This is a genomic window from Phaeobacter sp. SYSU ZJ3003, from assembly GCF_041300735.1.
Lineage (GTDB): Bacteria > Pseudomonadota > Alphaproteobacteria > Rhodobacterales > Rhodobacteraceae > Phycobacter > Phycobacter gallaeciensis_A.
Map to the genome: position 1 here is coordinate 48,351 of NZ_PXNU01000031.1, position 26,179 is coordinate 74,529.

The 26,179-nt window shown below is 61.1% G+C and carries 25 protein-coding genes; 12 read left to right on the plus strand and 13 right to left on the minus strand.

Annotated elements, in window-relative coordinates; translation table 11 throughout:
• Nucleotide 1: 1 nt before the first annotated feature.
• Nucleotides 2-1,126 (plus strand): ABC transporter permease, encoded by a 1,125-nt coding sequence (locus tag C6W91_RS12225; RefSeq protein WP_274837782.1) that lies wholly within the window; start codon nucleotides 2-4, stop codon nucleotides 1,124-1,126.
• A gap of 66 nt (nucleotides 1,127-1,192) precedes the next feature.
• On the opposite strand, the gene C6W91_RS12230 is transcribed toward C6W91_RS12225, so the two are convergent.
• The 4 genes from C6W91_RS12230 to C6W91_RS12245 all read right to left on the minus strand — a co-directional run bounded on the left by C6W91_RS12230 (nucleotide 1,193) and on the right by C6W91_RS12245 (nucleotide 7,030).
• Nucleotides 1,193-2,071, minus strand: a complete 879-nt coding sequence (locus C6W91_RS12230; protein WP_274837783.1) for a delta-class carbonic anhydrase — start codon at nucleotides 2,069-2,071, stop codon at nucleotides 1,193-1,195.
• 372 nt (nucleotides 2,072-2,443) lie between these two features.
• Nucleotides 2,444-5,485 (minus strand): efflux RND transporter permease subunit, encoded by a 3,042-nt coding sequence (locus C6W91_RS12235; RefSeq protein ID WP_065272920.1) that lies wholly within the window; start codon nucleotides 5,483-5,485, stop codon nucleotides 2,444-2,446.
• 10 nt (nucleotides 5,486-5,495) lie between these two features.
• Nucleotides 5,496-6,554 carry an efflux RND transporter periplasmic adaptor subunit gene (locus C6W91_RS12240; RefSeq protein ID WP_274832922.1) on the minus strand — a complete coding sequence of 353 codons (1,059 nt, stop codon included), beginning with the start codon at nucleotides 6,552-6,554 and terminating at the stop codon, nucleotides 5,496-5,498.
• Entirely contained in the window at nucleotides 6,551-7,030 is a 480-nt protein-coding gene (locus C6W91_RS12245; RefSeq protein ID WP_274832921.1) for a MarR family winged helix-turn-helix transcriptional regulator, read from the minus strand. Before C6W91_RS12245 ends, C6W91_RS12240 begins: the two co-directional genes overlap by 4 nt.
• A gap of 226 nt (nucleotides 7,031-7,256) precedes the next feature.
• Between C6W91_RS12245 and C6W91_RS12250 the strand changes: the two genes are divergently transcribed.
• Nucleotides 7,257-8,384, plus strand: a complete 1,128-nt coding sequence (locus C6W91_RS12250; protein WP_274832920.1) for a beta-ketoacyl-ACP synthase III — start codon at nucleotides 7,257-7,259, stop codon at nucleotides 8,382-8,384.
• A gap of 73 nt (nucleotides 8,385-8,457) precedes the next feature.
• Here the strand turns inward: C6W91_RS12250 and C6W91_RS12255 are convergent, their stop codons facing one another.
• Entirely contained in the window at nucleotides 8,458-8,928 is a 471-nt protein-coding gene (locus C6W91_RS12255) for a hypothetical protein (RefSeq protein WP_065272916.1), read from the minus strand.
• A 437-nt stretch (nucleotides 8,929-9,365) separates the two neighbouring features.
• Here C6W91_RS12255 and C6W91_RS12260 point away from each other — a divergent pair, with 437 nt between their 5' ends.
• The gene (locus tag C6W91_RS12260; RefSeq protein ID WP_370570882.1) at nucleotides 9,366-9,956 is read left to right on the plus strand and encodes a thymidine kinase; all 591 of its coding nucleotides are present in this window, start codon (nucleotides 9,366-9,368) and stop codon (nucleotides 9,954-9,956) included.
• 15 nt (nucleotides 9,957-9,971) lie between these two features.
• Here the strand turns inward: C6W91_RS12260 and C6W91_RS12265 are convergent, their stop codons facing one another.
• From C6W91_RS12265 to C6W91_RS12285, 5 genes are all read right to left on the minus strand, one after another.
• Nucleotides 9,972-10,922: a D-glycerate dehydrogenase gene (locus tag C6W91_RS12265; RefSeq protein ID WP_274837784.1), complete on the minus strand. Its 951-nt coding sequence runs from the start codon at nucleotides 10,920-10,922 to the stop codon at nucleotides 9,972-9,974.
• A gap of 3 nt (nucleotides 10,923-10,925) precedes the next feature.
• Entirely contained in the window at nucleotides 10,926-11,264 is a 339-nt protein-coding gene (locus C6W91_RS12270) for a tRNA-binding protein (protein WP_274832917.1), read from the minus strand.
• Entirely contained in the window at nucleotides 11,257-12,072 is an 816-nt protein-coding gene (gene proC, locus C6W91_RS12275) for a pyrroline-5-carboxylate reductase (RefSeq protein WP_274835051.1), read from the minus strand. Before proC ends, C6W91_RS12270 begins: the two co-directional genes overlap by 8 nt.
• A 43-nt stretch (nucleotides 12,073-12,115) precedes the next feature.
• The gene (locus C6W91_RS12280) at nucleotides 12,116-12,616 is read right to left on the minus strand and encodes a YbjN domain-containing protein (protein WP_065272911.1); all 501 of its coding nucleotides are present in this window, start codon (nucleotides 12,614-12,616) and stop codon (nucleotides 12,116-12,118) included.
• Between the two features lie 361 nt (nucleotides 12,617-12,977).
• A complete protein-coding gene (locus tag C6W91_RS12285; protein WP_065272910.1) occupies nucleotides 12,978-13,226 on the minus strand; it encodes an accessory factor UbiK family protein in 249 nt (82 codons plus the stop codon).
• A 97-nt stretch (nucleotides 13,227-13,323) separates the two neighbouring features.
• Here C6W91_RS12285 and lgt point away from each other — a divergent pair, with 97 nt between their 5' ends.
• The 5 genes from lgt (at nucleotide 13,324) to C6W91_RS12310 (ending at nucleotide 17,427) form a co-directional block, all read left to right on the plus strand.
• Nucleotides 13,324-14,223 (plus strand): prolipoprotein diacylglyceryl transferase, encoded by a 900-nt coding sequence (gene lgt / locus C6W91_RS12290; protein ID WP_274837785.1) that lies wholly within the window; start codon nucleotides 13,324-13,326, stop codon nucleotides 14,221-14,223.
• Entirely contained in the window at nucleotides 14,220-15,287 is a 1,068-nt protein-coding gene (locus C6W91_RS12295) for a class I SAM-dependent methyltransferase (RefSeq protein ID WP_274837786.1), read from the plus strand. Before lgt ends, C6W91_RS12295 begins: the two co-directional genes overlap by 4 nt.
• Nucleotides 15,284-16,039, plus strand: a complete 756-nt coding sequence (gene pgeF / locus C6W91_RS12300) for a peptidoglycan editing factor PgeF (RefSeq protein WP_274837787.1) — start codon at nucleotides 15,284-15,286, stop codon at nucleotides 16,037-16,039. Before C6W91_RS12295 ends, pgeF begins: the two co-directional genes overlap by 4 nt.
• Nucleotides 16,040-16,227: 188 nt before the next feature.
• A complete protein-coding gene (locus C6W91_RS12305) occupies nucleotides 16,228-16,380 on the plus strand; it encodes a hypothetical protein (protein ID WP_370570883.1) in 153 nt (50 codons plus the stop codon).
• A 282-nt stretch (nucleotides 16,381-16,662) separates the two neighbouring features.
• A complete protein-coding gene (locus C6W91_RS12310) occupies nucleotides 16,663-17,427 on the plus strand; it encodes a Hint domain-containing protein (RefSeq protein WP_065272906.1) in 765 nt (254 codons plus the stop codon).
• A 43-nt stretch (nucleotides 17,428-17,470) separates the two neighbouring features.
• On the opposite strand, the gene C6W91_RS12315 is transcribed toward C6W91_RS12310, so the two are convergent.
• Nucleotides 17,471-17,971 carry an Lrp/AsnC family transcriptional regulator gene (locus C6W91_RS12315; RefSeq protein WP_065272905.1) on the minus strand — a complete coding sequence of 167 codons (501 nt, stop codon included), beginning with the start codon at nucleotides 17,969-17,971 and terminating at the stop codon, nucleotides 17,471-17,473.
• Nucleotides 17,972-18,194: 223 nt separating this feature from the next.
• Between C6W91_RS12315 and trxB the strand changes: the two genes are divergently transcribed.
• From trxB to C6W91_RS12335, 4 genes are all read left to right on the plus strand, one after another.
• On the plus strand, nucleotides 18,195-19,136 hold the full coding sequence (gene trxB / locus C6W91_RS12320) for a thioredoxin-disulfide reductase (RefSeq protein WP_370570884.1): 942 nt from the start codon (nucleotides 18,195-18,197) through the stop codon (nucleotides 19,134-19,136).
• A gap of 162 nt (nucleotides 19,137-19,298) precedes the next feature.
• On the plus strand, nucleotides 19,299-20,978 hold the full coding sequence (locus tag C6W91_RS12325; protein WP_274835056.1) for an adenylate/guanylate cyclase domain-containing protein: 1,680 nt from the start codon (nucleotides 19,299-19,301) through the stop codon (nucleotides 20,976-20,978).
• A 205-nt stretch (nucleotides 20,979-21,183) separates the two neighbouring features.
• Nucleotides 21,184-22,899, plus strand: coding sequence for a bifunctional sulfate adenylyltransferase/adenylylsulfate kinase (locus tag C6W91_RS12330; RefSeq protein ID WP_274835057.1), 1,716 nt, complete (start codon nucleotides 21,184-21,186; stop codon nucleotides 22,897-22,899).
• Between the two features lie 152 nt (nucleotides 22,900-23,051).
• Entirely contained in the window at nucleotides 23,052-24,164 is a 1,113-nt protein-coding gene (locus C6W91_RS12335) for a hypothetical protein (RefSeq protein WP_274837791.1), read from the plus strand.
• A gap of 14 nt (nucleotides 24,165-24,178) precedes the next feature.
• Here the strand turns inward: C6W91_RS12335 and C6W91_RS12340 are convergent, their stop codons facing one another.
• Both C6W91_RS12340 and C6W91_RS12345 read right to left on the minus strand, forming a co-directional pair.
• Nucleotides 24,179-25,039 (minus strand): hypothetical protein, encoded by an 861-nt coding sequence (locus C6W91_RS12340; RefSeq protein ID WP_370570885.1) that lies wholly within the window; start codon nucleotides 25,037-25,039, stop codon nucleotides 24,179-24,181.
• A gap of 57 nt (nucleotides 25,040-25,096) precedes the next feature.
• Nucleotides 25,097-25,981 carry a PhzF family phenazine biosynthesis protein gene (locus C6W91_RS12345; protein ID WP_274837793.1) on the minus strand — a complete coding sequence of 295 codons (885 nt, stop codon included), beginning with the start codon at nucleotides 25,979-25,981 and terminating at the stop codon, nucleotides 25,097-25,099.
• Nucleotides 25,982-26,179 lie beyond the last annotated feature (198 nt).

A 26,179-nucleotide genomic window follows, 5' to 3' on the forward strand; every position in this document is an offset into this window, starting at 1 on the left:
CATGAAGGCGCTTCACCATATCTTCTGGCTAGGCACCAAGGAGTTACGCACGGTGCTGATGGATCCGGTGATGGCGGGGCTGATCCTCTTCGTGTTCACCTTCATGGTCTATATGGATGCCACCAGCCTACCGGAGAACGTCAATAACGCCTCTATCGCCATTGCGGACGAGGACAATTCGCAGCTGTCGCGCCAGATCGCCAACGCCTTTTACCCGCCCTATTTCCAAACCCCGATCCCCATAGATGCGGATGAGATCGGTCCCGGACTGGATCAGGCGCGGTTCCTGTTCGCGCTGGTCATCCCCCCCGATTTCGAGGCACAGCTGCGCAAAGGCAGCCAACCCGAAATCCAGCTGCATATCGATGCAACCGCAGTGATGCAGGCGGGGCTGGGCGATGGATACATTCAGGCGATCATCCAGACCGAGGTCAGCCGCTATCTGGCGGGCCGCGATCCGTCCGCCGGTGCGCCGGTCGATCTGGTGCTGCGGCGGGCCTATAACCCCAATGGCAGCCAGGTCTGGTTCAACGCCTTGAATGGCATCCTGAACTACCTGACCATGGTCGCGATCATGCTGACCGGCGCCGCCCTGATCCGCGAACGCGAACACGGTACCATCGAACATCTTCTGGTTATGCCCCTCACCGCTTTTCAGATCGCCCTGGCCAAGATCTGGGCCAATGGGCTGATCATCATCAGCGTCTTTGCCCTATCGATGCTGGTGGTGTTCGAGGGCCTGCTGCAGGTGCCAATGGTCGGCACGCATGCACTGCTTTTTGCGGGCACAGCGGTTTACCTGTTTGCAGCGGCAGCCATCGGGATTTTCCTTGGCACCATCGCCCGGACCATGGCGCAATTCGCCCTGCTGATCATGATGACGATCATGCCGATGATGATGCTCTCCGGCGGCATGACCCCGATCGAAAGCCAGCCTGATATCGTGCAGCCCTTCACCTGGCTGCTGCCCTCGCGCCACTACATGGCCTTTGCCGAGGCCGTGGTGTTCCGCGGGGCGGATCTGTCGATTGTCTGGCCCGAACTGCTGACGATGGCTTGCCTGGGCGCGGTGTTCCTGTCCGGCAGCCTGATGGCCTTTCGCCGGGCACTGGGAACCAGCGTCTGAACCGGAGGGCGTCTGTCCAGCCCCCCTGCTCCTAAACCTTGCGCCCCAATAGCGGGGCAGCGCATGTCAGCGTCCAATCACCGACAGGAGGTCGGGATTGATCACCAGATTGCGCACGCCATGGGCGTGGTCTTCGTCAAAGGTGTTGTAGTCCAGCCATCTGGCGACCGACTGGATGCTGACCTTGGCTACCTTGGGGCGCACCGCCCAGGTGACCTGAAAGGGCGATCCCTTCTCGTTATAGCCAGGCCCGGTGGTTGAACCCGCATAGACGACCGGCCGCCCGGTATCGGTTGGCATGTTTACCGCCTGGGTCAAGCCGTTTTTCTTTTGTAAGCGCGTGACTTTGGTGAAATCGAGCGCGGTCTCATCGTTGACCAGCACAAAGACCTGCGCCTCCACCCGCAGCTGCGGGTTCTTGATGGCCTCGCTAAGGCAGGAGCCAAGCGTCGGGCCGGGATCGACCCGCGCGGTGGTGTGCACGAAATGCACCTCAATCGTGTCGCCGGGCACCAGACTGCCGTGTTCGGTGGCTCCGACCTCTTCATGGTACGGCGCAAGTTCCGTCACGCTCAGCTCACCGGAATATTTGTAGCCGCTGCCATAGCCGTGACCATCGCCGTTGCCAGCATAGGTGGTGAATTCCCCGCCCCGGTGTTCAGCGCTTTCGTGGAAATGAATATTGCAGAGGTTCATTTCATTATAGGGTGGTGCGGCTTCGAAACTGACCTTGTTGCTGCCGCCCATGCTGTCGATATCGCGCGGCGCCTGCGGGCCGAACCCGGCAAACAGCGTGTTTTCCGACAGGGCCTGACGTTGCTCTGCGATCACCGCATCGGGAACCACGTGCATCTCTTCACCGTGCCCGGTCGAGGTTGCATGAACGCCGCCTGCCCACAGGAAAAAGGATGAAACGGTAACCGCACGCAAATATGCTCGTGTCATGAAGAACTCCCTCGCCGATTGCTGGACCTTCGCACGCTTCTGTTCAGAATATCATTCTTAACAAAAGTATTGAACAACGGGTTAGCGGAGCATTTTAAAGACATCATGCCGCAGCACCGTCGGCTCTCTGCGGCACGGAGAAAGGTTTGACCTGTGCGGCGCTTTGGGGTCAGCTGCCGTAATCGAGCAGCAAAACCAAAGGAGCGCCAAAATGCGCGTGATGATCACTCTTCTGACCCTGATGACACTCAGTGCCTGCGATGTGCCCTTCGTGCCGCTGATCTGACGCTGCACAACCGGTGCGATCCGCGCAGATGCAAAAAGGCCCCAGAAATATCCGGGGCCTTTTGAGTTTGGTACCCGACCGTCAGGTCAGGCTGCAGAGGCTTCCCGTTTTTCATCGCGTGCAAAGAAGATCAGGTAGAACACCGGCGCCGCCACCAGCGTCAGCACGGTGGCAAAAGCCAGACCGCCCATAATCGTGATCGCCATCGACACGAAGAAAGCATCGCTCAGCAGGGGCGCCATGCCAAGGATCGTGGTGATCGCGGCCAGCATCACCGGACGCAAACGCGACACCGACGCCTCGACAATCGCCTCGCGCAGCGGCCGCCCTTCGGCGCGCACCAGATCGATTTCCTCGACCAGGACGATGCCGTTCTTGATCAGCATGCCCGACAGGCTGAGGAGCCCAAGAAGCGCGGTAAAGGTAAAGGGCAGACCAGTGCCCAGAAGCCCGATGACCACGCCGTTGACCGACATCGGCACCAGCAACCAGATGATCACCGGCTGACGGATCGCGTTGAACAGCAGGACCGAGATCAGCACCATGATCAGCAGGGACACCGGAAGCTGCGCGCCAAGGCTCTTGTTGGCGTCGGCCGAGCTCTCGTGCTCCCCTCCCCATTCCATCCGGTAGCCCGGCGGCAGGGCGATCTCCTCGATGCTGTTCTGCACCTCCTTGAACACTGTCGCAGCAGTGACGTCCGGCGCGATATCCGCCCCCACGGTCAGGGTAAACACCCGGTCGCGGCGATGCATCAGCGTGTTCTGCACCTTGATCTCGACCCCGTCGATCATCTGTTCCAGAGGCATGAAACGGTTCGACGAGGTGGAGAAGACCAGCTGATCCATGATGTTGAACTGATCCTCCGGCGATCTGCGCAGGATGATCGGGATCTGCCGGTCGCGTTCACGGAACATGCCCGCCGTCACCCCGTCGGTGGAGAACTGCAAGGTGCCCGCGATATCCTCGCGGGTAATCCCCGCCGTCTGTGCCCGGTCTGTAGCATAGATCGGCTCCAGCACCAGTTCCTGTTCACGCCAATTGTGCCGCACGCTCAGGATACTGTCAGAGCCGTCTTTTAGCCGAACCATGGCTTCCTCCCCCAGCTGGCGCAGAACCGCCGGATCGGGACCCGAGAAACGAACCTGAACGGGATCACCGCCGCCTGGGCCAAAGACCAGACGTTTGGTGCGGAATTCCGCCTCGGGGAAATTGCTGCGCCCAAAGGCCTCAAGATCGGCCTGAAGCGCCGGGATTTCCTGCAGGCTGCTCGCGCGGATGATCAGGTGGCCATAGCTGGGGTTCGCCTTTTCCGCCGAATAGGTCAGCATGAAACGGGTCGCCCCCTGCCCCACAAAGGCTGCGGTCGATTCCACGTCGGGACGCTCGGCCAGCCAGTCTTCGACCCGTTGCAGCTGCGCCGAAGTGGTGTGGATCGAGGTGCCCTGCGGCAGTTTCAGATGCACGAAGAACAGAGGCGTGTTGGAGTCGGGAAAGAACGCCTGTTTGACCTGTCCAAAGCCTATGTAACACACGGTCGTCAGGGCGATCAGCCCTACCACCACCAGCCAGCGCAGTTTCAGTGCCAGACGCAGGCTGGCGCCATAGGCGCGGAAAATCAGCCCGCCGTATTCGTCACCACCGCCACCGGTGCCGCGTTTGAAGAAATAATGCCCCAGCAACGGCGTCACCGTCAGCGCCAGAAGCCAGCTCAGCAGCAGTGAAATGCCGATCACCGCAAACAGCGAGAAGAGGAATTCACCGGTGGAATCCGGGCTGAGGCCGATACCTGCAAAGGCCATGATCCCGATGACAGTCGCGCCCAGAAGCGGGATCTGCGTCTTGCTGGCGGCCTCATGCGCGGCCTCGCGCGAGTTCTTGCCTCGCAGCATCGAGATCTGCATGCCCTCGGCAACCACGATGGCATTGTCCACCAGCATCCCCATGGCAATGATCAGCGCGCCCAGGGAAATCCGCTCCATCTCGATGCTGAAAAGGTTCATGAACAAGAGCGTCCCGACCACGGTCAGCAGCAAGGTCACGCCAACGACAATGGCCGCGCGCATGCCCATGAACAGCGCCAGAACCACAACCACGATGGCGACGGACATCGCCAGGTTCACCAGGAAGTCATTCGAGGCTTGCTCGACCACCACGTGCTGCTGATAGATCGGCTGCAGCGACACGCCGTAGGGGATGTCACTGTCCAGCTGCGCCAGCTTGGCATCGACGTTCTTGCCCACATCCACGATGTTTTCCGACGCGATACCGGCCACCCCAAGAGTAAAGGCCTCGGCCCCGTTGTAGCGCACGATCAGATCGGGATCAGCAACCCGGCCGCGGTGGACCTTGGCCATGTCGATCACGTTGATCACCTCGCCCTGTACCCCAACAGAAAGACCGGCGATTTCCGAAACACTGTCCGATCCTTGCGGCGCCAAAAGCCGGGTGTCGGCATCGCCCGCATCCAGTTTGCCCGCCGGGCGAACCGAGTTGGAGGTGGCGATGGCATTGGCAATCGCCGTCAGTGGTACATTCAAGTTGACCGAAATCGGCAGGTCGGGTTCGACATAGATCGCTTCGTCCGGCAGGCCGGAGACATCCACATCGGCAACCCCATCAACCGTTAGCAGCTCCCGCCGCAGGAAAGTTGCCAGTTCATGCTTTTCCGCATCGCTGAACCCGTCTGCGGTGACGGCATAGAACAGGCCGAACACATCGCCGAAGGCATCGTTCACGAAGGGCTGACTGGTGCCTTCGGGCAGGGACAGGGCCGCATCGCGGATCTTCGCGCGTAGTTTGGTCCAGACTGCGGGAAGCTCGCTGCCGTCATAGGTCGATTTGATTTCAACTTCGATCAGGGATTGGCCCGGCTGGTTGATCGAGGTGATGATATCGACCTCGGCCATTTTCTGGATCGCAGACTCCAGCGGTTCAGAGACCTCCAGCGCCACCTGCTCTGCCGTGGCGCCCTGATACTGGGTCACGATGACAGCCTGTTTGATGGTAAAGGCCGGATCCTCAAGCCGTCCCAGCGACAGGAAACCCCAGATGCCCCCGAATAGGGCGATCAACATGATCAGCCATGTATAAAGCGGTTTTTCGATTGAGCCGCGTGCAATATCCATCTGCCCGCCCTCAGTTCGCGAAACCGGCAAAGCGGCGTACCGCCTGCCCGTCCGACAGGGCGGTGCCGCCCGCCAGAACCACCTCTTCACCGCCAGTCAGACCTTCGGTGACGGTGAAATCGCCATCCTGCGTCGGCGTCACAGTGACAGGCCGCCAGGCGACCGTGCCATTGTCGGCCCCGGTGGGGCTAAAGACCATCACACCAGTCTGCCCTTCGGGGGACACCACGATGGCCGTTGCCGGCAGGCGGATCGCCGCAGCACCGGTATTGACCAGCACCCGCACCGAAACCGAGGCCCCGGGCAGGATCTGCCGATCCTTAGGAGGCGCCAGACGGAAGGTCACCCGGTAGGTCTGCCCAACGCTGCTGGCCTCGGCATCGAATTCGAGGATTTCAACCGGATAGGTGGCGTCCCAGCCCGGGAAGGAGGCCGTGATATCGACCTTTTCATCTGCATTTGCCTGCTGAAACAGGATTTCAGGCACATCCACCTTGATGTGCAGTTCAGACATATCGTGCAGCCGGACGATGGGCGTCCCGGCGCTGACCGTGGTGAATTTCTCGACCTCGCGGCTGGAGACCAGCGCATCGAAGGGCGCCGTCAGCGTCGCATGCTGCAAGGCGTATTCCGCATCCCGCAGGGCGACCCCGGCCAGACCAGCCTGGGTTTCCGCATCATCGATGGACACCTGGCTGACCGTCCCGGTCAGTTTCTCCATCCGTGCCACCGTTCGGTCCGCCTGCGCCTTTTGCAGCCGGGCCTGTTCCAGTTTCAGCTCAAAAGGTTCCAGGTCCAGTTGCGCAACAAGCTGCCCTTCGGGCACCACGGTGCCCTGCGCCACCGGAAACTCCAGCACCTGACCGCCCACCTGAAAGGCAAGGTCGACGGATTGTTTCGCCGCCACCTGACCAAAGAACTGGCGCTCAACCAACACGCTGCCCGCCTGCGTTTTCAGCAGCTTGACCGGTTTGGCCGTCTCTTGCGCCGCCAGCGGCCCTGCCTGCACCAGGGCCGAGAGGGCGAGCGCGGGCAGGATCAGCCGTGACACTCGGTGGAAGATTTTCATTCTTTGTCTCCTTTCGGATCCGGGCATCCCAGCGGGGCGCCGTTTCCTGTACTCGTATCATGTATTTTTTCACATAGCGCCGCGAACTGCGCGATCTCGTCCGTTGAAAGGCCAGAGACCTGGCGGAACAGTCGGCGGGCCTCCTCGTCCAGCTGGCTTCGGACGGTGCGGCCCTGGTCGGTCAGATGCAGCAACAGCGCCCGCCGGTCGTCCGGATCGGGCAGCCGCTGCACAAGACCCATCTCCTCAAGCCGATCCGCTGCCGCGGTGACGGACGGGGGGCCAGTCAGCAACAGTTGTGCCAGCGCCCCCATGCGCCGGGGCCGGTCCAGCCGGATCAGGATCCGGCTTTCCAACCGCCCGATCCGTGGCGCCTGATCCATACGCTCAACCGCATCGTCCAGCATCCAGTAGAGCGCATAAACGCCCATCAGAGACCGGATCTCCGGCGATAGCTGCAAGGTGTCATCGGTCATAAGGCCAGGCCCGGTTGCAAAGAGGGTGTGCACCAGCGGATCGCCGTGGTGCGGGATTCGCAGCAGATTACTTCAGCGAATGAACTTTTCATGTGAAGAAGTTCACATTCCCCGAACACTGCCCCACTGTTCCTGCTTGCCCCTGCGGCAGCTTGCGGCTGACCTTGACCTTCCGCACGCAAAATGCCCAGATATACGGCACTTTGCGAACTCGGGATCCGTTACCATGCACACAGCCGCCATAACCGGCACCGGGGTCTTCACCCCGTCTCAGATCATCACCAATGCCGAGCTGGTCGTGGCGTTCAATGCCTACGCCGACCGCATGAACGAAAAGAACGCCGAGGCCATCGCAGCGGGCGAAATGGCCCCGATGCAGCACTCCTCGGAAGAGTTCATCGTCAAGGCCTCTGGCATCGAGCAGCGCTATGTGATGGACAAGACGGGAATTCTCGACCCCGAGGTCATGCACCCGCTGCTGCGCCAGCGCAGCGATGACGAACCGGGCATTATGGCGGAAATGGCCGTCGATGCGGCGACCAAGGCTCTGGCACAGGCTGGCAAGACCGCGGGCGACGTAGACGCCGTGATCTGTGCGGCCTCCAATATGGAACGCCCCTACCCCGCGGTGGCAATCGAGATCCAGAAACTCCTCGGCATCGACGGATTTGCCTTCGACATGAACGTCGCCTGTTCCTCGGCCACGTTTGGCCTGCAGGTGGCCGCGGATATGATCCGCTCTGGCAGCATCCGCTCGGCGCTGGTGGTAAACCCCGAAATCTGCTCGGGGCATCTGGAGTGGCGCGACCGTGACTGCCACTTCATCTTTGGCGATGTGGCGACCGCAACCCTGGTCGAACGGATCGAAGACGCCAAGGGGCCGTATTTCGAAATCCTATCGACCCGCTGTGCCACCGAATTTTCCAACAATATCCGAAACAACAACGGCTTCTTGCGCCGCTCGCGCCCCGACGGGGTCGCGGACCGCCGCGACATGCAGTTCATGCAGAATGGCCGCAAGGTGTTCAAGGAAGTGCTGCCCATGGTCAGCGAGCACATCAGCACCCATCTGGCTGACAGTGGCATCGCCAATGATGACCTGAAGCGCCTGTGGCTGCATCAGGCGAACAAGGCGATGAATGATTTCATCGGCAAAAAGGTTCTGGGCCGCACCCCCGAACCCGGCGAACAGCCCAATATCCTGCAAGACTATGCCAATACATCATCGGCAGGCTCGATCATCGCCTTTGCGCAGAATTCCGATGACATGGCCGACCAGGAAATTGGCCTGATCTGTTCCTTCGGCGCCGGCTATTCGGTCGGCTCGGCGATCCTGCGCCGCCATATGGGCTGAAAACGGAAAAGGCCCCGCAGTCCGTCGGGGCCTACCAGCGGGACTACTGCCCCGCAATGAACGTCCGAGAGCGTCAGTTGCTCTCTTCTTCGAGATGCAATTTCATATCCAGAAGGACCTGCTGCAACAGGACCGTTTCCCGCAGCAAGCGCTTGGCCTCATTGACGGTGATGATGCCATCAGCGATGGCTTCCTGATATTCGCTCATCAGGGTTGCAAACCGCTGGCTCAGCGCGATCACGTCGGCATTCACCCCGCCTGTGCGCCCGACACTTTCCACGCCCGAATCGTCGGAGTGATTATAGGACAGCGTGATATTCTTCAGATCCGCGAGCGCCGAGGTCACATGCGGAAAAGAAGCAGCCCCCTCCAGCTTGGCCACGGAATCTACCGGCATGAACCGTTCCGTATGTTCGGCATTGTCTGAATAGTAACGACCCAATGTCGCCTTGGACTTGCCTGTAATCTGACAGGCGGCCTCTATGCCAACGTCCTTAACCAGCGCTTCGGTATGCTTTTTCAGGTACCTGCCGATCTCTGCCATGTAAATCTTGCCTCATAAGCCGCCCCGGGGCGGGGAATGAACTTGTTAATTTCCCATGAAGTCCTTTTAAACGAATTGCAATACTAGCGCCATCCCTTGGGTTTTCAGGGATTTAACGAGTGGCCCAGATGCTATTGTGCATCTTTGTTTGGGGTTGAAGCAGACTTTGTGAGTGAGGTTGCGCTTCAATATGAGTGGGAGAGGTCAAGCATCCGTTTCGGGTGTACGACATATCCTTCTTTAGGCGTCCTCCCCAGTGGCGCGTGCCTGTATCCATCCCTAGGGTCTATTTCGACCCGGACTGGACGGGCTGCTGTGGGGGGGCGTATTTTAGACATCAGGGTTCGAATCCTGTGATCCGCACTGCCCTCTGCATCCCCACGATCCGGGATTATTTTGCGGTTCACTCAGCCATTGCCAAAGGGTAAACCGCACGCATGGCAAAGCTCTATTTCAACTACTCCACCATGAATGCCGGTAAATCCGCCGTGCTGCTTCAGGCCTCGCACAACTACCGCGAAAACAACATGGACACCTACCTTCTGACCGCACGTGTCGATGATCGGGCAGGCAAGGGCTGTATTGCTTCGCGGATTGGCATCAGCGCCGAGGCCGATGTGTTCAGTGCGGGCGAGGACCTGTTCGCAAAAATCAAATTACGCCTGTCACGAGGCAGCGTTGCCAGTATTTTTGTGGACGAAGCACAATTCCTGTCGCCAGATCAGGTCTGGCAACTGGCCCGTGTGGTCGATGATCTGGGGGTGCCGGTTCTGTGCTACGGGCTGCGGGTAGATTTTCAGGGCAACCTGTTTCCCGGATCCGCCACCCTCTTGGCGCTAGCCGATGAAATGCGCGAGGTGCGAACCATCTGCCATTGCGGCAAGAAGGCCACCATGGTGATCCGACAGGACGATCAGGGCCGTGCGATCACCACGGGTGATCAGGTGCAGATCGGCGGCAATGAAACTTATGTCTCGCTCTGCCGCCGTCACTGGCGCGAAGCGGTTGGGGACGGCTCAAAAGCCTGACCGTCCCCGAGTGGCTCAGACGGGGTTGGGCAGTTTCTGCCCGGCGATGAAGGCCGCGACATTGTCCAGCACCATATGCCCCATGTTGCTGCGCACCTCTTCGGTGGCCGTGCCCAGATGCGGCAGCAGGGTGACGCTATCAAGCGCGCGCAGCGCCTCAGGCACCTCGGGTTCGAATTCATAGACATCTAGGCCTGCCCCGGCGATGCGCTGCTCTTGCAAGGCGGTGATCAGGGCCGCTTCCTTCACGATCTCGCCGCGGGCGATATTGATCAGATGCGCGTGAGGCTGCATCGCCGCAAGCACCGCTTCATCCACCATATGCCGGGTGTCGGCGCCACCGGGCACGGCAACCACCAGGAAATCGACCTGCGCGGCCATCTCTGACAGGTTGGCGCAACGGGAGACAGGGAAACCCGGATCCTTGTCGCTGCGGGCGGTGTAGAGGACCTTCATGCCAAATCCGAAATGGCAGCGCTGCCCGATGGCAGCCCCGATGCGGCCAAGGCCGACGATGCCGACGGTTTTGCCCGTAACATGCTGACCGAGCATCTGGGTCGGGTGCCAGCCTTCCCAGCTGCCATCGCGCACGAGCCGCTCCCCCTCGCCTGCGCGGCGGGCCGACATCAGCAGCAAGGTCATCGCGATATCGGCAGTCGCATCGGTGACCGCGCCCGGCGTGTTTGTCACAGCAACACCGGCGGCCCGGGCGGCCTCTACGTCAATATGGTTGTAGCCAACGCCGAAATTCGCCAGCAGCCGACACCGCGGCGCAGGCACCGCGGCAAAGATCTCGGCATCGAACCGGTCGCCCAGCGTCGGCATGACCACGTCATAATCCCGCAAGGCACGCTGCATTTCCGCGCGGCTAAGCACGCCCGTATCGGGGCGGATATCCACATCGAACTCTTCCCGCGCGCGGGCCTCGACAGCCGCTGTCATCGGCCGGGTAATCCAAAGTTTCATCGCTCAGTGCATCCTTCCGCCCAGCGGCACCGGACCATCCGGCCCGATCAGCCGGATCTCCCCGGCCTCATCCGGCAGGCCAAGCACCAGAACCTCGGACATGAACTTGCCGATCTGGCGCGGCGGGAAATTGACCACCGCCACAACCTGTTTTCCCACAAGCATTTCCGGCGTGTAATGCGCGGTCACCTGGGCCGAGGTTTTCTTCTCACCGATCTCATCGCCGAAATCGATCCACATCTTGATCGCCGGTTTGCGGGCTTCGGGATAGGGTTCGGCCCGCACCACGGTGCCGACGCGGATATCGACCTTCAGGAAATCATCAAAGGAAATCTCAGCCACCGGACAGCTCCTTGGATCGGTTTGCAGCAGCCGCAACAGCCTGGTTCAGCAGGGGCGGGAAACCGCTGTCCTTGTCCATCAGCACCTCAAGCGCCGCCTGGGTGGTGCCATTGGGGCTGGTCACGTTCACCCGCAACTGGGCGGGATCTTCCGCGGCCGCCTCGGCCAGCGCCCCTGCGCCCGCCACGGTGGCCTTGGCCAATTTCATCGCCAGATCGGCGGGCAGCCCCTGCGCCTCACCTGCGGCGGCCAGTGTTTCGATCAGGTGGAACACATAGGCAGGCCCGGAGCCGCTGACGCCGGTGACCGCATCCATCTGATCCTCGGATTGCAGCCGCACCGTCTGACCGATCGCGGACAAGAGGGTTTCGGCCAGATCCATATCGGCGCCGCTGCTGCGCCCGTTGCCGATCAGGGCAGTGATGCCGCGCCCGATGGCGGCGGGTGTGTTGGGCATGGCGCGCACGATGGGGGTCTTCTCTCCCAGCATCGCCTCGTAGCTGGCACATGAGATGCCGGCGGCAACCGAGATGAACAGGGTATCGCCATTGCCCAGCGCCTGAAGCCCCGGCAGCGCATCGCCCATCATCTGTGGCTTTACCGCGATCAATACGATGGCCGGGCTCTGCGGCAGGCCGCCGTTGATGGTCACGCCGGTCCGTTTCAGCCAGTCCGAAGGATAGGGATCCAGAACCCAGACCGACGACGCGGGCAATCCGCCGTCCAACCACCCGGCCAACATCGCCGAGCCCATCTTGCCGCATCCCAAAAGGACCAGCCCGCGATCCGCGATATCCGTCATGTCCATTGTCCCTGCCCCTGTGCTGTTACATCAGTTTCAGGGCACAGGTTTACGCGCGGCCATAAGCCTCTGCAATGGCGACCTGAAGAGATTCCTGAGGCGTGCGCCCGGCCCAGGTGGTCAGCTGAATGGCCGGGTAGTAACGCTCGCAATTCGACACAGCGGCCTGGATCATCGCGTCGATCTGCTCGGCGCTGGCCGATTGGCCGCCCGACAGGATCAGGCCATAACGATAAAGCATCAGCTTGTGCTCGGCCCAATAGGTAAAGGCCCCTGCCCAGCACTGATCGTTCATCCGGTTGAGAAGGTCATACAGCAGCGGCAGCTTGTCCTCAGGCGGATCCATTTCGAAACTACACACCAGCCGCAGGGTTTCCTCGTATCCCGACCAGGCCAAGGTTACCGAATAGGTGCGCCATTGCCCCTCGACGGCCATGGCGATCTGATCATCGCCGATCCGGTCAAAATCCCAGTCATGATGGGAGGCAACGTTCTCAACGATGTCTATGGGGTGGATGTCGTCTTCCAGATGATGCTCGGATAGGGCCATGATGCCACCTCTCTGGTATCTAGCATACGCACCTCTTCGGGTCCGCTAGAGCTAGCTTTGCGCTCAAAGGACCGGGGAGGCATCCCCGCTCCCATACTAGATATGGTGGACACCCGGATAGGCGCTGGCAACCCTTTATTTGGGGATATCTGCAATAAGTTGTGGATGAAGCGGAAAGCCACCCAAAATATCGGCAAAGCTGTGGATAAGGTCCCCGGCGCAAATCAGGCGGCCCAATTAGGGCGCCGCGTTATTTGGCCGTCACTGCCGGGACGTGCCGCCTGCACCGGACCCAAGCGGGCTTTTCGCCCGCGCAGGCACATGCATATTCTGGATGGGTCCGGTCTTTAATCTTCAGTCTTCAGTTTTTGGCAGAGGCCTCAAGCGCATCAAGGCGGGCTTTCAGCGCTTCGTTTTCTTCGCGGGCCTTCTGCGCCATGGCGCGCACCGCGTCAAATTCTTCGCGTGTCACGAAATCACGGTCGGCCAGCCAGCGGTCGATCATGCTCTTCATCGCGGTTTCAGCTTCTTCGCGGGCGCCGTGGGCCACACCCATGGCATTGGTCATCAGCTGGGAAATATCGTCGAGGATCTTGTTGCGGCTCTGCATCGTCTTCTCCGTATCAGGCTTATGCCCTATATGGGCAACCAAAGGGCCGCGGGCAAGCCGTTGACTTCCCTTCCAGAGCAAAGGCATTCAGTCGCACATGCACGCAATGATCCAATTCCCCGACCTGTCGCCCGAAATCTTCTCGATCACCATCGGAACTTTTGAGTTCGCGCTGCGCTGGTACGCGCTGGCCTATATCGTCGGGATCCTGATCGCCTGGCGGCTGGCAGTGGCGGCTCTGCGACAGCCCGCACTCTGGCCCGCGAGCCAGCCACCGCTGCGCCCGCAGCAGGTTGAGGATCTGCTGACTTGGATCATCATTGGCGTGATCCTTGGCGGGCGGCTGGGGTTCGTTTTGTTCTACCAGCCGGGATACTACCTCTCCAACCCGGCCGCGATCCTGCGGATCTGGGAAGGCGGCATGGCCTTTCACGGCGGGCTGATCGGCGTGGTGCTGGCGGCCTGGATCTTTGCGCTGCGCCACGGTGTACCCCGGCTGCAGATGGCCGATCTGGTGGCCGTCAGCGTGCCGCCCGGGCTGATGCTGGGACGGCTGGCCAATTTCATCAATGCGGAACTCTGGGGGCGACCAACGGATCTGCCCTGGGGCGTCGCCTTTCCGGGACAGGCCGCGCAAGACTGTGGGCAGGCCCTGGGCGAGATTTGCGCGCGGCACCCGTCGCAGCTTTATGAGGCGCTACTGGAAGGCGCGCTGCTAGCGACATTGCTGCTCTGGATGGTCTGGCGGTGTAGGGCCTTTCACCGGCCCGGATTGGTGCTGGGGCTGTTTCTGGCGGGCTATGGCATGGCGCGGTTCCTGGTGGAATTCGCCCGTCAGCCCGACGCGCAGTTCGTGACCCCCGGCAATCCGCTCGGCCTTGCCTGGCATGTCGGCGGCTACGGGCTGACCATGGGACAGCTTCTGTCGCTGCCGATGATCGCGCTGGGGCTAGTCTTTGCCATCGCCGCCCTGCGCCGCCAGAGGATCACGGCATGAGCCTGCTGGATCACCTGATTGCCCGCATCGATGTCGACGGGCCGATGAGCCTGGCCGATTACATGGCCGAATGCCTGCTGAATCCCCGTTTTGGCTATTATACCACCCGTGATCCGCTGGGCGCTGCCGGGGATTTCACCACGGCGCCGGAAATCAGCCAGATGTTCGGTGAACTGCTGGGCCTGTGTCTGGCGCAAAGCTGGCTAGATCAGGGCGCGCCCACGCCGTTCACCCTGGCCGAGCTTGGCCCTGGCCGCGGCACCCTGATGGCGGATCTGTTGCGCGCCACCCGCGCGGTGCCCGGTTTCCACGCCGCGCTGGAGCTGCATCTGGTAGAGGCCTCCCCCACCCTGCGCGAGGCGCAGGCCAAGGCGCTGACAGGGTTTGAACCAATCTGGCACGACACCATCGACACCTTGTCACAGCAGCCGTTGTTTCTGGTGGCCAATGAGTTCTTTGACGCCCTGCCCGTGCGCCAGTTCCTGCGCGACGGCAGCGGCTGGCGCGAAAAACGCATCGGCATGCAGAACGGCACGCTGACCTTTGGCCTTGGCCCGGTGACCGAACAGCCCGCGCTCAGCCACCGGCTTGAGGACACCCGCGAGGGCGACCTTGTCGAACTCTGCGAAGGCGCGGCCCCTATCACCGCTGCAATTGCTACACGTATCGCAGCGCATGGTGGCGCGGCGCTGATTGTGGACTATGGCGATTGGCGCTCGCTTGGCGACACGCTGCAAGCGCTGCGCGATCATGCGCCCTGTGATCCGCTGGAGGCACCCGGCAGCGCAGACCTGACCACCCATGTGGATTTTGAGGTTCTGACACAGGCGGCGCAGGTGCACGGCTGCGCGGCCACGCGGCTGACCCCGCAGGGCGTGTTTCTGGAGCGGCTGGGCATCACCGACCGCGCCCGCGCCCTTGCCGCACCGCTAGAGGGCGATGCGCTCGACAATTTGATCGCCGCACATCGGCGGTTGACGCACCCCGAGGAAATGGGAAACCTGTTCAAGGTGCTGGGTCTCTACCCCGGCAACGCGACACCACCACCGGGGCTTCAGTCATGACGCTGGAAATACTGACATCGGATCTTCTTGGCCCCGTGCGGCACGGGTTTTTCACCCGCCGGGGCGGTGCGTCCTCCGGCATTTTCGAGGGACTGAACTGCGGGCTTGGATCTTCGGACCAGCGTGAAGCGGTCGAACTGAACCGCGCCCGCGTCGCCGCCGCAATGGAGGTCGCCCCGGAGAAGCTGGCCCGGGTCAATCAGGTGCATTCCCCCGACGTCGCGGTAATCGAAGAGGTTGGCGACAGCCCGGACAGAGCCGATGCCATGGTTACCCGCACACCCGGGGTCGCCCTGTCGATCCTGACAGCAGATTGCCAGCCGGTGTTGTTTGCTGACCCCGAGGCCGGAGTGATCGGCGCCGCCCATGCCGGCTGGCGCGGGGCGCTGGACGGGGTGCTCTCTGCGACGGTGGAGGCGATGGTGGATCTGGGCGCAACCTGCAGCAATATTCTTGCCGTCATCGGCCCGACCATTTCGCAGCGCGCCTATGAGGTTGGCCCCGAGTTCTTCGACGACTTCATGGCCGAGGACCCGGAGAACGCGCGCTTCTTTGCTAATGGCGAAGGCGACCGCTTGCTGTTCGACCTGCCCGGTCTTGGCCTGCATAAACTGCGCAGCGCCGGGGTTGCGGAGGCGGAATGGACCGGCCACTGCACCTATAGCGATCCAAAGCGATTTTATTCCTATCGGCGTGCCACCCACGAAAAACAGGCTGATTATGGCAGGCTGATTGCTTGTATCCGCCTGTAGGAAAAAGAAAACACACGCGTCCCCGATCCCTTTTGAAAATTCCCGGAGATCCCCGGCAGCCGGATTGTGACCGCTCAGGCCCCGCTTTGCCGGTGCTTTTCCATGCCCGCGCCACAATAACGTCGCATTGATTACCGATACCTGCGCTCAGACAGACATCGTTCAGAATGGACCCCGCAGGAGCAATAATGACAGCACGAACCCGTTTTATCGCTTCCATTGTTGCAACTGCCAATAGCGAGAAAAGCAAATTGCCCTGGCACCGCGGCGTGGCGCGACGTGCGTCAATAGAGCGCCGCCGCAGCACCCGCAGTGGCCCGAAGGCGCTGAAAAGCGCCTGAGTTAGGGCGGAAAACTTGCCTTTACTTCCTGGCGGATTGCAGCCTCTGGACGTCTTCACTGTGTTCAGAAAATGCAAAGAAAGACCGGCCTGGGCAGGATGCGCGGCGCGGGGTTCTTCCGTGTAGAGGTTTGCTTAAACTCTTGCGGTCACCCTCCCGCCCAGTCCGGCACTCCGGTCCGGCGCAGGTGCAAAAAAACGACGGTGCCTGATCAAACAGTCCGAATGCCCCGCAGCCGCGGGGCTGTGGTTCCGAAGTCGAATTGAGAAAGGCCCTGACGCTATGAACACGCCTCACTCGCTGCACCAGGCCGCTGCATCGGCAGCCGAAGCCACTGCCCTGCTTCAGGATCCCGCCGCGCTGCGCATGGTCACCAAACCGCAGTTGCGCCGGTTCGAGGTCAGCGCCCTTTTGTCCAACGGAACCGTCGCGGAAACCCGTCACATCGCGCCAGCCCTGCCACTGTTCGAAAACGCCTTTTGTGCTTTTACCCGCGGAACGCTGGTGCAGACCGATATGGGCCCCGTCGCCATTGAGGACCTCTGGCCCGGTGACATGATCGCAACGCAAACCGGGGAATATCAGCCGTTGATCTGGAAAGGTTCCACCAGCCTGGTTCCAGCGCGCGCTGATTCCAAGGGACAGACCCATCCGCTGACCAGCTTCATGGCTGACAGTTTTGGAATGCAAAAACCCATGTCCTGCGTCGTGGCCGGTCCTGCCGCGCGGCTGCTGTGCACGCCGCCGCATATGCGCCGGGATGCAAGTGACAAGAAGTTGCTGACTCCGGTTCAGGATTTTCAGGACGGCATGAATATCTTTGAAACCTCACCGCCGACCGTGGTTGATATGTTCCATCTCTGCCTGCCGCAGCACGCGGTCATTCAGGTGGGGGGGCTGGAATTTGAAACCTATCATCCCGGGCCGAATGCGTTGAAACTGGTCAGCTATCCGATCAAGACGCTGTTCCTCAACCTTTTCAGCCACGCAGATGCGATTGCGGATTTCGGCCCGCTGGCCTTTGAGCGCGCGGACGCAGCCATCTGAACAACCCGCCGACGTCCCTGCTCGCGACCCGGCGCAGGTCCGGTCAGGGTTCCAGCGCCAGACGGTCTTCGAGAACGTCGAACGGCACGCCCGGCTCGTCCTTGGCACCGCGGATCACCAACGATGTCTTGACGCTTGCCACGTTCGGCGTGGTCAGCAACTCTCCGGTCAGGAAACTCTGAAAAGTGCTGAGATCGGGTGAGACGCATTTGAGGATGAAATCCACCTCGCCATTCAGCATGTGACACTCGCGCACCAGCGGCCAACCGCGGCATTTCTCCTCGAATGCGCTCAGCTCTGCCTCGGCCTGGCTTTCCAACCCCACCATGGCAAAGACCTGAACCTCAAAGCCAAGCTCCCGGCTGTTGACCTCGGCATGATAGCCCCGGATCAGGCCTGCTTCCTCCAATGCACGCACCCGGCGCAAGCAGGGCGGCGCCGAAATTCCGACGCGTTTGGCCAGTTCTACGTTGGTCATGCGCCCATCGGCCTGCAGTTCCGACAAAATCTTGCGATCGATCGGATCAAGGCGTGTAGTGACCATTGTGGAAGCTCCCGTCAGTTTGCGTTTCTTATATCAGCGCCGCGAAAGCGCGCAATATTATTTCACTGCGCCGCAATAATCTTTGCCCTCCGCAAGATCAAGCTGCCTCGGATAACAGCTGCGTCACGAAGGTGATGCCGGGGGTTTAAGCGCCTCTGGTCTGTCGCTATATCCTGTGGCTGACGGCGGATTGCCCGCCAACCTGCGGATTTGGGGATATGAGATGAGCGAGACGCGTCACACCAAGGTACTGATCATCGGGTCGGGTCCGGCCGGATATACTGCGGGGGTCTATGCCTCCCGCGCGATGCTGGAACCCATTCTGGTGCAGGGCATCGAACCGGGCGGCCAGCTGACCACCACCACCGAAGTGGAAAACTGGCCCGGCGACACCGAGGTTCAGGGACCGGACCTGATGGTGCGCATGCAGGATCATGCCAAGGAAATGGGCTGCGAGATCATCGGCGACATCATCACCGATCTGGACCTCAGCCAGCGTCCCTTTACCGCCAAGGGCGACAGCGGCACCACCTACACCGCCGATGCCGTGATCCTGGCAACCGGCGCCCGCGCGAAATGGCTGGGCCTGCCGACCGAGGACAAATTCAAGGGCTTTGGCGTCTCTGCCTGCGCGACCTGCGACGGCTTTTTCTACCGGGGTCAGGAAATCGTGGTGATCGGCGGCGGCAATACCGCCGTTGAAGAGGCGCTTTTCCTGACCAATTTCGCCTCCAAGGTCACGCTGATCCACCGCCGTGATGAGCTGCGCGCCGAAAAGATCCTGCAGGACCGGCTCTTGAAGAACCCCAAGATCGAACCGCTGTGGTTCCACCAGCTGGAAGAGGTCGTCGGCACCGATGCGCCGCTCGGCGTTGAAGGCGTCAAGGTCAAGAACTTGCAGACCGGCGAAATCTCGGAAATCCCCTGTAAGGGCGTCTTTGTCGCCATCGGCCACGCCCCGGCAACCGAACTGGTCAAGGATGTGCTGGAACTGCACAATGGCGGCTATGTGAAGGTCAAGCCCGGCTCCACCGAAACCTCGGTCCCCGGTGTTTTCGCAGCCGGCGATCTGACCGACCATAAATACCGTCAGGCCGTGACCTCTGCCGGGATGGGCTGCATGGCGGCCCTTGATGCCGAACGGTTCCTGGCCGAACAGGAATAAGCCAATCCCGGCATCCGGCGGCCCATACTGCCGCAGGCCGGAGCCGATGCCGAAAACAGCCGCACGCCCCCACAGGGCGCGCGGCTTTCCTGTTGCAGAGCCTTGACCCGCATCGCGGCATCCCGTCACAGTCACCGCAGGCTACACGGGGGAGAGCAGCCGGTGACGCATGTGCTGTGGCAGGGCAACTGGATAATCCGCACCCGGATGGTGACCGGGCTGGTCCTGTTCACCTATGTGTTCTTCCACTTCATCAACCTGGGCCTGGCGCTATTCTCTCCTGCGGCGGTGGAGGCCATGCAGAGCGCTCGCCAGATCATCACCCGCAGTGTGCTGGGCGGTGTCATTCTCTATAGCGCGCTGATCCTGCATGCCGGGCTAGCCCTGTGGCAACTGACCCGGCGACGCAGCTGGCGGATGACCTGGAACGAGGCGGTGCAGCTGGGGCTTGGCCTTCTAATCCCATTGCAGCTGTTGCGGCACATTACCTACACCCGCTACGCGCATGAGCTTCACAACGTCAACGATGAGATGGGCTTCATCCTTGTCCTGATGTGGAACTCGCCATCGATCTGGTGGCAGGCGCTGCTGTTGCTGGCCGTATGGATCCATGGCTGCATGGGGCTGCACTACTGGCTGCGGCTGACGCGCTGGTGGCGCCGGACACAGACTTATATGATCGGGCTCGCGGTCTTCATCCCCACCTTTGCCCTGGCCGGCGCGTTGAGCGAGGGACGCCGGATCTACGATCTGTTTGTCGAGGGCAGTCAGCGGGCGGCGCTGATGGCAAGTTACAACTGGCCCGACCAGCCGACGTTCATAAGCCTCCGAGAGAATGAAAATCTCTGGATCGGCCTGTTTCTGGCGCTTCTTGTGCTGACCGGAACCGCCGTGCTGCTGCAAAAGGCATTGCGCAAGCGCCGGGCGGTGCGGATCACCTATGTGAACGGTCCTGTGGTGAGCGCCGAAAAGGGGCTGACCCTCTTGGAAATGTCCCGCGCCAGCGGCGTGCCTCATACCTCTCTCTGCGGCGGCAAAGGGCGTTGCACCACCTGCCGGGTGGTTGTCGAAGACGGATTGGATGCGCTGCATCCACCTTCTGATTCTGAGGCGCGCAGCCTTGCCGCCGTGCGGGCCAGCAGTACCATGCGGCTGGCCTGCCAGATCCGGCCTACCGCACCGCTGACCGTATGCCGCATGTTCCGGCCCGACGGGCGGACCACACGGGCCCACGCCAGCCAGGGGCAAGAACGCAGGCTCGCCATCCTGTTTCTCGACATCCGCGGCTTTACCAGCCGTACCGAAGGTCAGTTGCCTTATGATGTAGTGTTCCTGCTGAACCGGTTCTTCGATGCCATCGTACCCGCGATCACGGGGGCCGGCGGCCACGTGGACAAATACCTCGGCGATGGGCTGCTGGCGGTCTTCGATGCCCCCTCCCCGGCTCATTCCGCCCGCGCGGCGCTGAATGCAGCGGCCGCGATTGGTACGGCGCTGCGGACATTCAATGCGCGACTGGAAGAAGAAGACAGCCCGCCGGTCCGGATCGGCATTGGCCTGCATCTGGGCGATCTTGTTCAGGGCGAAATTGGCTCTGCCGATCACGCCCCGCGCACCATCATCGGCGACAGCGTCAATGCTGCCAGCAGGCTTGAGGCCGAGACCAAAGCCCTGGGCGTTGAACTGCTGGTCTCTGCCGCCGTGCTGGACGCAGCTGGTTTTACCGCCCCCGAGAGCGCGCTGCAATCGTTCCAGCTGCGCGGCGTCGCCGAACCGGTATCGGCGATTGCGACCCTGCGGGCGGAGGATCTGTTTACAGTGCTCGACACGCAAACGAATTGATTCCAATCCGGAGCTTCAGACACCGGAACGATGTTCCATGATTGCCCACGCGCGGCGAAACAGCATCCATTTGTGAAGGAATAGGCACACATCGTCCTTTTTTCCCCAGCTCGCTAGACATTCAAGAAACCTTTGGGCTATTGCGCGGCCTTAAGCCGTCCGCGACACGGGCGCCCCCTCCCGCGCAAGTGAAGAGAGAATTCACATGACTATGTTGAGTAATTTGGCTCCGATCCCCGAGCTCTATGTATCTTATGACTCTGCCCAGAAGCTGAAGGTCGAGGCCGGTGAGCTGAAAAGCCACGATCTGAGCCCGCGCCAGATCTGTGACCTGGAGCTGCTGATGAACGGCGGTTTCAACCCGCTGAAAGGCTTCCTGACCGAGGAAGACTATGACGGCGTTGTCGAAAACATGCGCCTGGCGGACGGCACGCTTTGGCCGATGCCGATCACCCTGGACGTGAGCGAAGATTTCGCAAGCTCTCTGGAAGTGGGCGAAGACATCGCCCTGCGCGATCAGGAAGGCGTCATCCTGGCCACCATGACGGTCACCGACCGCTGGGAGCCCAACAAATCTCGCGAGGCAGAAAAGGTCTTTGGCGCCGATGACGAGGCGCACCCGGCCGTGAACTACCTGCACAACCACGCAGGCAAGATCTACCTCGGCGGTCCGGTCACCGGTATCCAGCAGCCCGTGCACTATGATTTCCGTGGCCGCCGCGACACTCCGAACGAGCTGCGCGCCTACTTTCGCAAGCTGGGCTGGCGCAAGGTTGTCGCCTTCCAGACCCGCAACCCGCTGCACCGTGCGCACCAGGAACTGACCTTCCGCGCTGCCAAGGAAGCGCAGGCCAACCTGCTGATCCACCCGGTTGTTGGCCTGACCAAACCGGGCGATGTCGACCACTTCACCCGCGTGCGCTGCTACGAGGCGGTGCTGGACAAATATCCGGCTTCGACCACGACTATGTCGCTCTTGAACCTGGCCATGCGCATGGCTGGCCCGCGTGAAGCCGTCTGGCACGGTCTGATTCGCGCCAACCACGGCTGCACCCACTTCATCGTGGGCCGCGACCACGCCGGCCCCGGCAAGAACTCTGCCGGTGAAGATTTCTACGGCCCCTATGACGCGCAGGAACTCTACCGTACGCATCAATCGGAAATCGGCTGTGAAATGGTCGACTTCAAGCACATGGTCTATGTGCAGGAGCGTGCCCAGTACGAACCCAATGACGAGATCGCCGACAAGGATGACGTCACCATCCTGAACATCTCGGGCACCGAACTGCGTCGCCGTCTGGCCGAAGGTCTGGAAATCCCCGAGTGGTTCTCCTTCCCCGAGGTGGTGAAAGAACTGCGCCGCACCAAGCCGCCGCGCAGCCAGCAGGGCTTTACCGTTTTCTTCACCGGCTTCTCCGGTTCCGGCAAGTCCACCATCGCCAACGCGCTGATGGTCAAGCTGATGGAAATGGGTGGCCGCCCGGTGACGCTGCTGGATGGCGATATCGTGCGCAAGAACCTGTCTTCGGAACTCGGCTTCTCGAAAGAGCACCGTGACCTCAACATCCGCCGTATCGGCTATGTTGCCTCCGAGATCACCAAGAACGGCGGCATCGCCATCTGTGCGCCGATCGCGCCTTATGCAGCGACCCGCCGCGCCGTCCGCGAGGACATCGAACAGTTCGGTGCCTTCATCGAAGTGCACGTCGCGACCTCGATCGAGGAATGCGAACGCCGTGACCGCAAGGGGCTCTACAAGCTGGCGCGCGAAGGCAAGATCAAGGAATTCACCGGCATTTCAGATCCCTATGACGTGCCCGCGAACCCCGAGCTGAGCGTCGAGACGGAAAACGTCGATGTCGACAACTGTGCCCACCAGGTTCTTCTGAAGCTGGAAAGCATGGGTCTGATCACCGGTTGATCCCTGACTGACCCCACTCTGATTTCTGTTGAAACGGCCCGCCCTTTGGCGGGCCGTTTTGTTTTACCTGAACGTCGCGACCAAAATGGATCTTTTTTGCAAGTAAATTTATCCCTACACAGGTTCAAGATTTCGTGTTCTGGAGCCCAAGTATGGTTACACCCGTTAAGGCACATGTGTTTACCGACACCACAGCGCAGTCTTTTCTGAAGCAGGCGCCGGGGCAGCAGCCCTGCATTGGTTCGGTAGCCTTTACCTTTGGCACCGAGGTTCCGGACGACACCGATGTGCTCATCGCTTTCAACCGGTCTTCCTACACCATCAAGACGCAGGTTCCGAAAGAGCGGACGATTTTCATCGCTGCCGAACCAGATGTCATCCACCCCTATAGCTGCCGGTTCCTAAACCAGTTCGGATTGGTTCTGACGACGACGCAAAAACCGCTGGATACGGAAAAACGCAACCGGGCGGTCTGCTGGTACTGGTGGGCAGGCTTTGATTTCTCGGACAACGGCAATCATCGTGGCTATGACTGGTTCAAGACGCTGACCCCGCCGCCGAAACAGGACAAGATTGCCATCGTCACCTCAACCAAGGTGCACACCGAATATCACCGCAAACGGATGCGGTTTGTGGAAACCCTGATCGACGAGATTCCCGAGCATATCGAACTCTTCGGGCGTGGTTTCAAACCCATTGGCGACAAGGCAGACGCCCTGCTGCCCAACAAGTACAACCTCGCCATCGAGAATGGCGAAGGGCCGCATGTCTGGACCGAGAAACTGACCGACCCCTGGCTGTGCTGGTCCTTCCCCTTCTACGCAGGCTGTTCCAACGTGGACGATTATTTCCCGGTGGACAGTTATGAGACTCTGAATCTGGACGATCCGGTGGCCGAGGCCCGGCGCATGGTCCAGGAAATCCAGAACGGCCGCTGGGAAGCCGCACAGGACACCATCGCAAGGGCGCGTGAAAAGGTGCTGGAGCAGGAAAACATCATGGTGCTAATGGCCAATCTCGCAACCGAGACCGCGGCCCGTCCAGTTAGCGTACAGCCTAACCGCCCCCGCTATATCTGGTCCGAACGTTCCCTCTGGCCAGAGAAAGGCTGCCGGGGCAGTCTGACGGACTGGACCCTGCGCAACGCGATCCTGCTGTTCGAACCGCAAGCCGAGCTGAAGAGCAAGGGCCTGCGCCACTGGTACGAAAAGAAAAAATCCACCCGAAGGGCCCGCAAGGAAGCTAGAGCCGCAAACGCGCGCTAAGGAGCATTGCCGCCTTAGAGGCTGTCGCGCAATGCCTCGGCCGCGCGGAGGAACAGATCGCCATAATGCGCCGCCGCAGGTTTGGCGGCGCGCAGGGCAGGCAGACGCCGGGCATAATCCTCCGCACTGATACTGCGGACCGCCCGCTCCATATCCGCCAGATCATTACAGAGGATCATGCCCTCAGTGTCGAAGAAATCCCCGATATTCGGACAGCCCCAGTAGATCGGCACAGTCTCGCAGAGGATCGCATCGATCAATTTCTCGGTGAAGCAATTCGGCTCCTGCACATTTTCGATGACCACTGAATAGCGGAAGGGGGCAAGACCCTCTGATTTATGCTCGAAAGGCGCGTAACCACGGCCCAAAATGCGCGCATCGGGCACGTTTTGCTGCAGGTATTCAACCAGTTGATGCCGCAGCTTGTGCCCCGGATGGTCGCGTTTGGCCGAGGCGATCAACGACAGATCTAAGGTCTTTTCAAGATCCAGATCCTGCCATTCCGGCACCCAGGTGGTTCCAAAGGGCAGGAACAGCCCGTTGGGCAATCGCGCGAGAAGATCCGGATCATAGGTAAAAACGCGGAAGAACCGCCGATGGCTGAGCCGCAGCAGACGGTGGTGGGACGCCGACATGATCTTCGGCTCCATCACCATCAGCGACAGCTGCGCGCGGCAATACCAGTTTAGCTGAAAATGCATCGCCGTCTTGGCAAAGACGATCAAATGATCCGCCGCGGTCAGATCGCCAACGCTGCCGCCCTGCAGCCGGTCGGGGCAGCCCAGTGGCCAGTGCAACTGCGCCAGCGGCATCTGCGGCAGCCCCCGATCAAGTTTCTGGCCGTAAGGTAGGATAGCAATCGCAGGCTCAGTCATGGCAACCGCTCCAGCATGGGAGGCAAGAGAACTCAGAACTCAATCACATGCTCCCATTTACAAATGCAGCGGAAGATCGACCTCTCCCCGCATGAGAACAAATCCCTCTCCGGCAACTTTTACCCCTGTCAGCGCCTCTGCCGATCCCACGCGGGTCACACGCGCCTGCCCCGGCCGCCCCAGCCCGTGCCCCTGTTCAGCCACGAAACTGTCCTTAGGCATCAGCCCGTGCTTCCACAGATAGGCCGCCATCGCGCCGGTGGCAGAGCCGGTAAAGGGATCCTCCGGCGGGCTCGGCGGCGCCATCAGCAGGCGGGAAAAGGTATCCCCTGCCTCTGTGGCGCCATCCAGTGTCACCAGAAAAGGCTCCATCATGTCGATCCCATCGGCGCCCAGCTGTGCCGTCAGCCGGGCAAGGGCATCAAGATCCAGCCTTGCCGCCTCTAGCGCGGCGCGGTCCTTCAGCACGGTGACGCAAAAGGGCAAGCCGGTCGACACTTTCTGCGGCTCACCGATAATGGCTTCGGGCGGCAGGGACACTGCTGCCGCAACCAGGGCCGGATCCGGCTGCGGGCCGAACTCTGGCGCCACCTGCGTCATCTCGATCAGGTCGCCCTCGATCTGCACCGGAACAATTCCCGCGCCGGTTTCCAGCGTCACCGAGGTGCCGTTGATCAGCCCGCGATCCTTGAGCGCGGCAACGGTGGCGATGGTAGGATGGCCGGCAAAAGGGATTTCGCGGCTTGCCAGGAAATAGCGCACTTTGAAATCCGCCACCTGGGACGGCCCGGTAAAGGTGCATTCGACCAGAGAAGTCTCCCGCACGAAGGCGGTGCAGACCTCCACCGGCAGGCTGGCCCCCTCATGCACGACCGCGCAGCCATTGCCGCCAAAGGGGCGATCCGAAAACGCATCCACCCAGTCAAAAGAAAACGATGCCATGATATCAAACGCCCCAAACCGCTGTTTTACCGGGACGTTACCGGCGCAGAGAGCAATGATCCAGCCGCGAAAGCCCGTCGGGGACACGACTTGCGCCTCAACAGCCGTTTTGGACGATTATTCTCCCGCTCTCTCGCGGGAGGTTTCTGGAAGCTATCCAAAGGCATGACTGCCCCGCCACAGCGGGGCAATCCGGGG

Excerpts from the sequence above, each read along its gene's own strand:
- C6W91_RS12225 (WP_274837782.1), top strand. The coding sequence starts at position 2 with ATGAAGGCGCTTCACCATATCTTCTGGCTAGGCACCAAGGAGTTACGC.
- C6W91_RS12230 (WP_274837783.1), bottom strand. The coding sequence starts at position 2,071 with ATGACACGAGCATATTTGCGTGCGGTTACCGTTTCATCCTTTTTCCTG.
- C6W91_RS12235 (WP_065272920.1), bottom strand. The coding sequence starts at position 5,485 with ATGGATATTGCACGCGGCTCAATCGAAAAACCGCTTTATACATGGCTG.
- C6W91_RS12240 (WP_274832922.1), bottom strand. The coding sequence starts at position 6,554 with ATGAAAATCTTCCACCGAGTGTCACGGCTGATCCTGCCCGCGCTCGCC.
- C6W91_RS12245 (WP_274832921.1), bottom strand. The coding sequence starts at position 7,030 with ATGACCGATGACACCTTGCAGCTATCGCCGGAGATCCGGTCTCTGATG.
- C6W91_RS12250 (WP_274832920.1), top strand. The coding sequence starts at position 7,257 with ATGCACACAGCCGCCATAACCGGCACCGGGGTCTTCACCCCGTCTCAG.
- C6W91_RS12255 (WP_065272916.1), bottom strand. The coding sequence starts at position 8,928 with ATGGCAGAGATCGGCAGGTACCTGAAAAAGCATACCGAAGCGCTGGTT.
- C6W91_RS12260 (WP_370570882.1), top strand. The coding sequence starts at position 9,366 with ATGGCAAAGCTCTATTTCAACTACTCCACCATGAATGCCGGTAAATCC.
- C6W91_RS12265 (WP_274837784.1), bottom strand. The coding sequence starts at position 10,922 with ATGAAACTTTGGATTACCCGGCCGATGACAGCGGCTGTCGAGGCCCGC.
- proC (WP_274835051.1), bottom strand. The coding sequence starts at position 12,072 with ATGGACATGACGGATATCGCGGATCGCGGGCTGGTCCTTTTGGGATGC.
- C6W91_RS12280 (WP_065272911.1), bottom strand. The coding sequence starts at position 12,616 with ATGGCCCTATCCGAGCATCATCTGGAAGACGACATCCACCCCATAGAC.
- C6W91_RS12285 (WP_065272910.1), bottom strand. The coding sequence starts at position 13,226 with ATGCAGAGCCGCAACAAGATCCTCGACGATATTTCCCAGCTGATGACC.
- lgt (WP_274837785.1), top strand. The coding sequence starts at position 13,324 with ATGCACGCAATGATCCAATTCCCCGACCTGTCGCCCGAAATCTTCTCG.
- C6W91_RS12295 (WP_274837786.1), top strand. The coding sequence starts at position 14,220 with ATGAGCCTGCTGGATCACCTGATTGCCCGCATCGATGTCGACGGGCCG.
- pgeF (WP_274837787.1), top strand. The coding sequence starts at position 15,284 with ATGACGCTGGAAATACTGACATCGGATCTTCTTGGCCCCGTGCGGCAC.
- C6W91_RS12305 (WP_370570883.1), top strand. The coding sequence starts at position 16,228 with ATGACAGCACGAACCCGTTTTATCGCTTCCATTGTTGCAACTGCCAAT.
- C6W91_RS12310 (WP_065272906.1), top strand. The coding sequence starts at position 16,663 with ATGAACACGCCTCACTCGCTGCACCAGGCCGCTGCATCGGCAGCCGAA.
- C6W91_RS12315 (WP_065272905.1), bottom strand. The coding sequence starts at position 17,971 with ATGGTCACTACACGCCTTGATCCGATCGATCGCAAGATTTTGTCGGAA.
- trxB (WP_370570884.1), top strand. The coding sequence starts at position 18,195 with ATGAGCGAGACGCGTCACACCAAGGTACTGATCATCGGGTCGGGTCCG.
- C6W91_RS12330 (WP_274835057.1), top strand. The coding sequence starts at position 21,184 with ATGACTATGTTGAGTAATTTGGCTCCGATCCCCGAGCTCTATGTATCT.
- C6W91_RS12335 (WP_274837791.1), top strand. The coding sequence starts at position 23,052 with ATGGTTACACCCGTTAAGGCACATGTGTTTACCGACACCACAGCGCAG.
- C6W91_RS12340 (WP_370570885.1), bottom strand. The coding sequence starts at position 25,039 with ATGACTGAGCCTGCGATTGCTATCCTACCTTACGGCCAGAAACTTGAT.
- C6W91_RS12345 (WP_274837793.1), bottom strand. The coding sequence starts at position 25,981 with ATGGCATCGTTTTCTTTTGACTGGGTGGATGCGTTTTCGGATCGCCCC.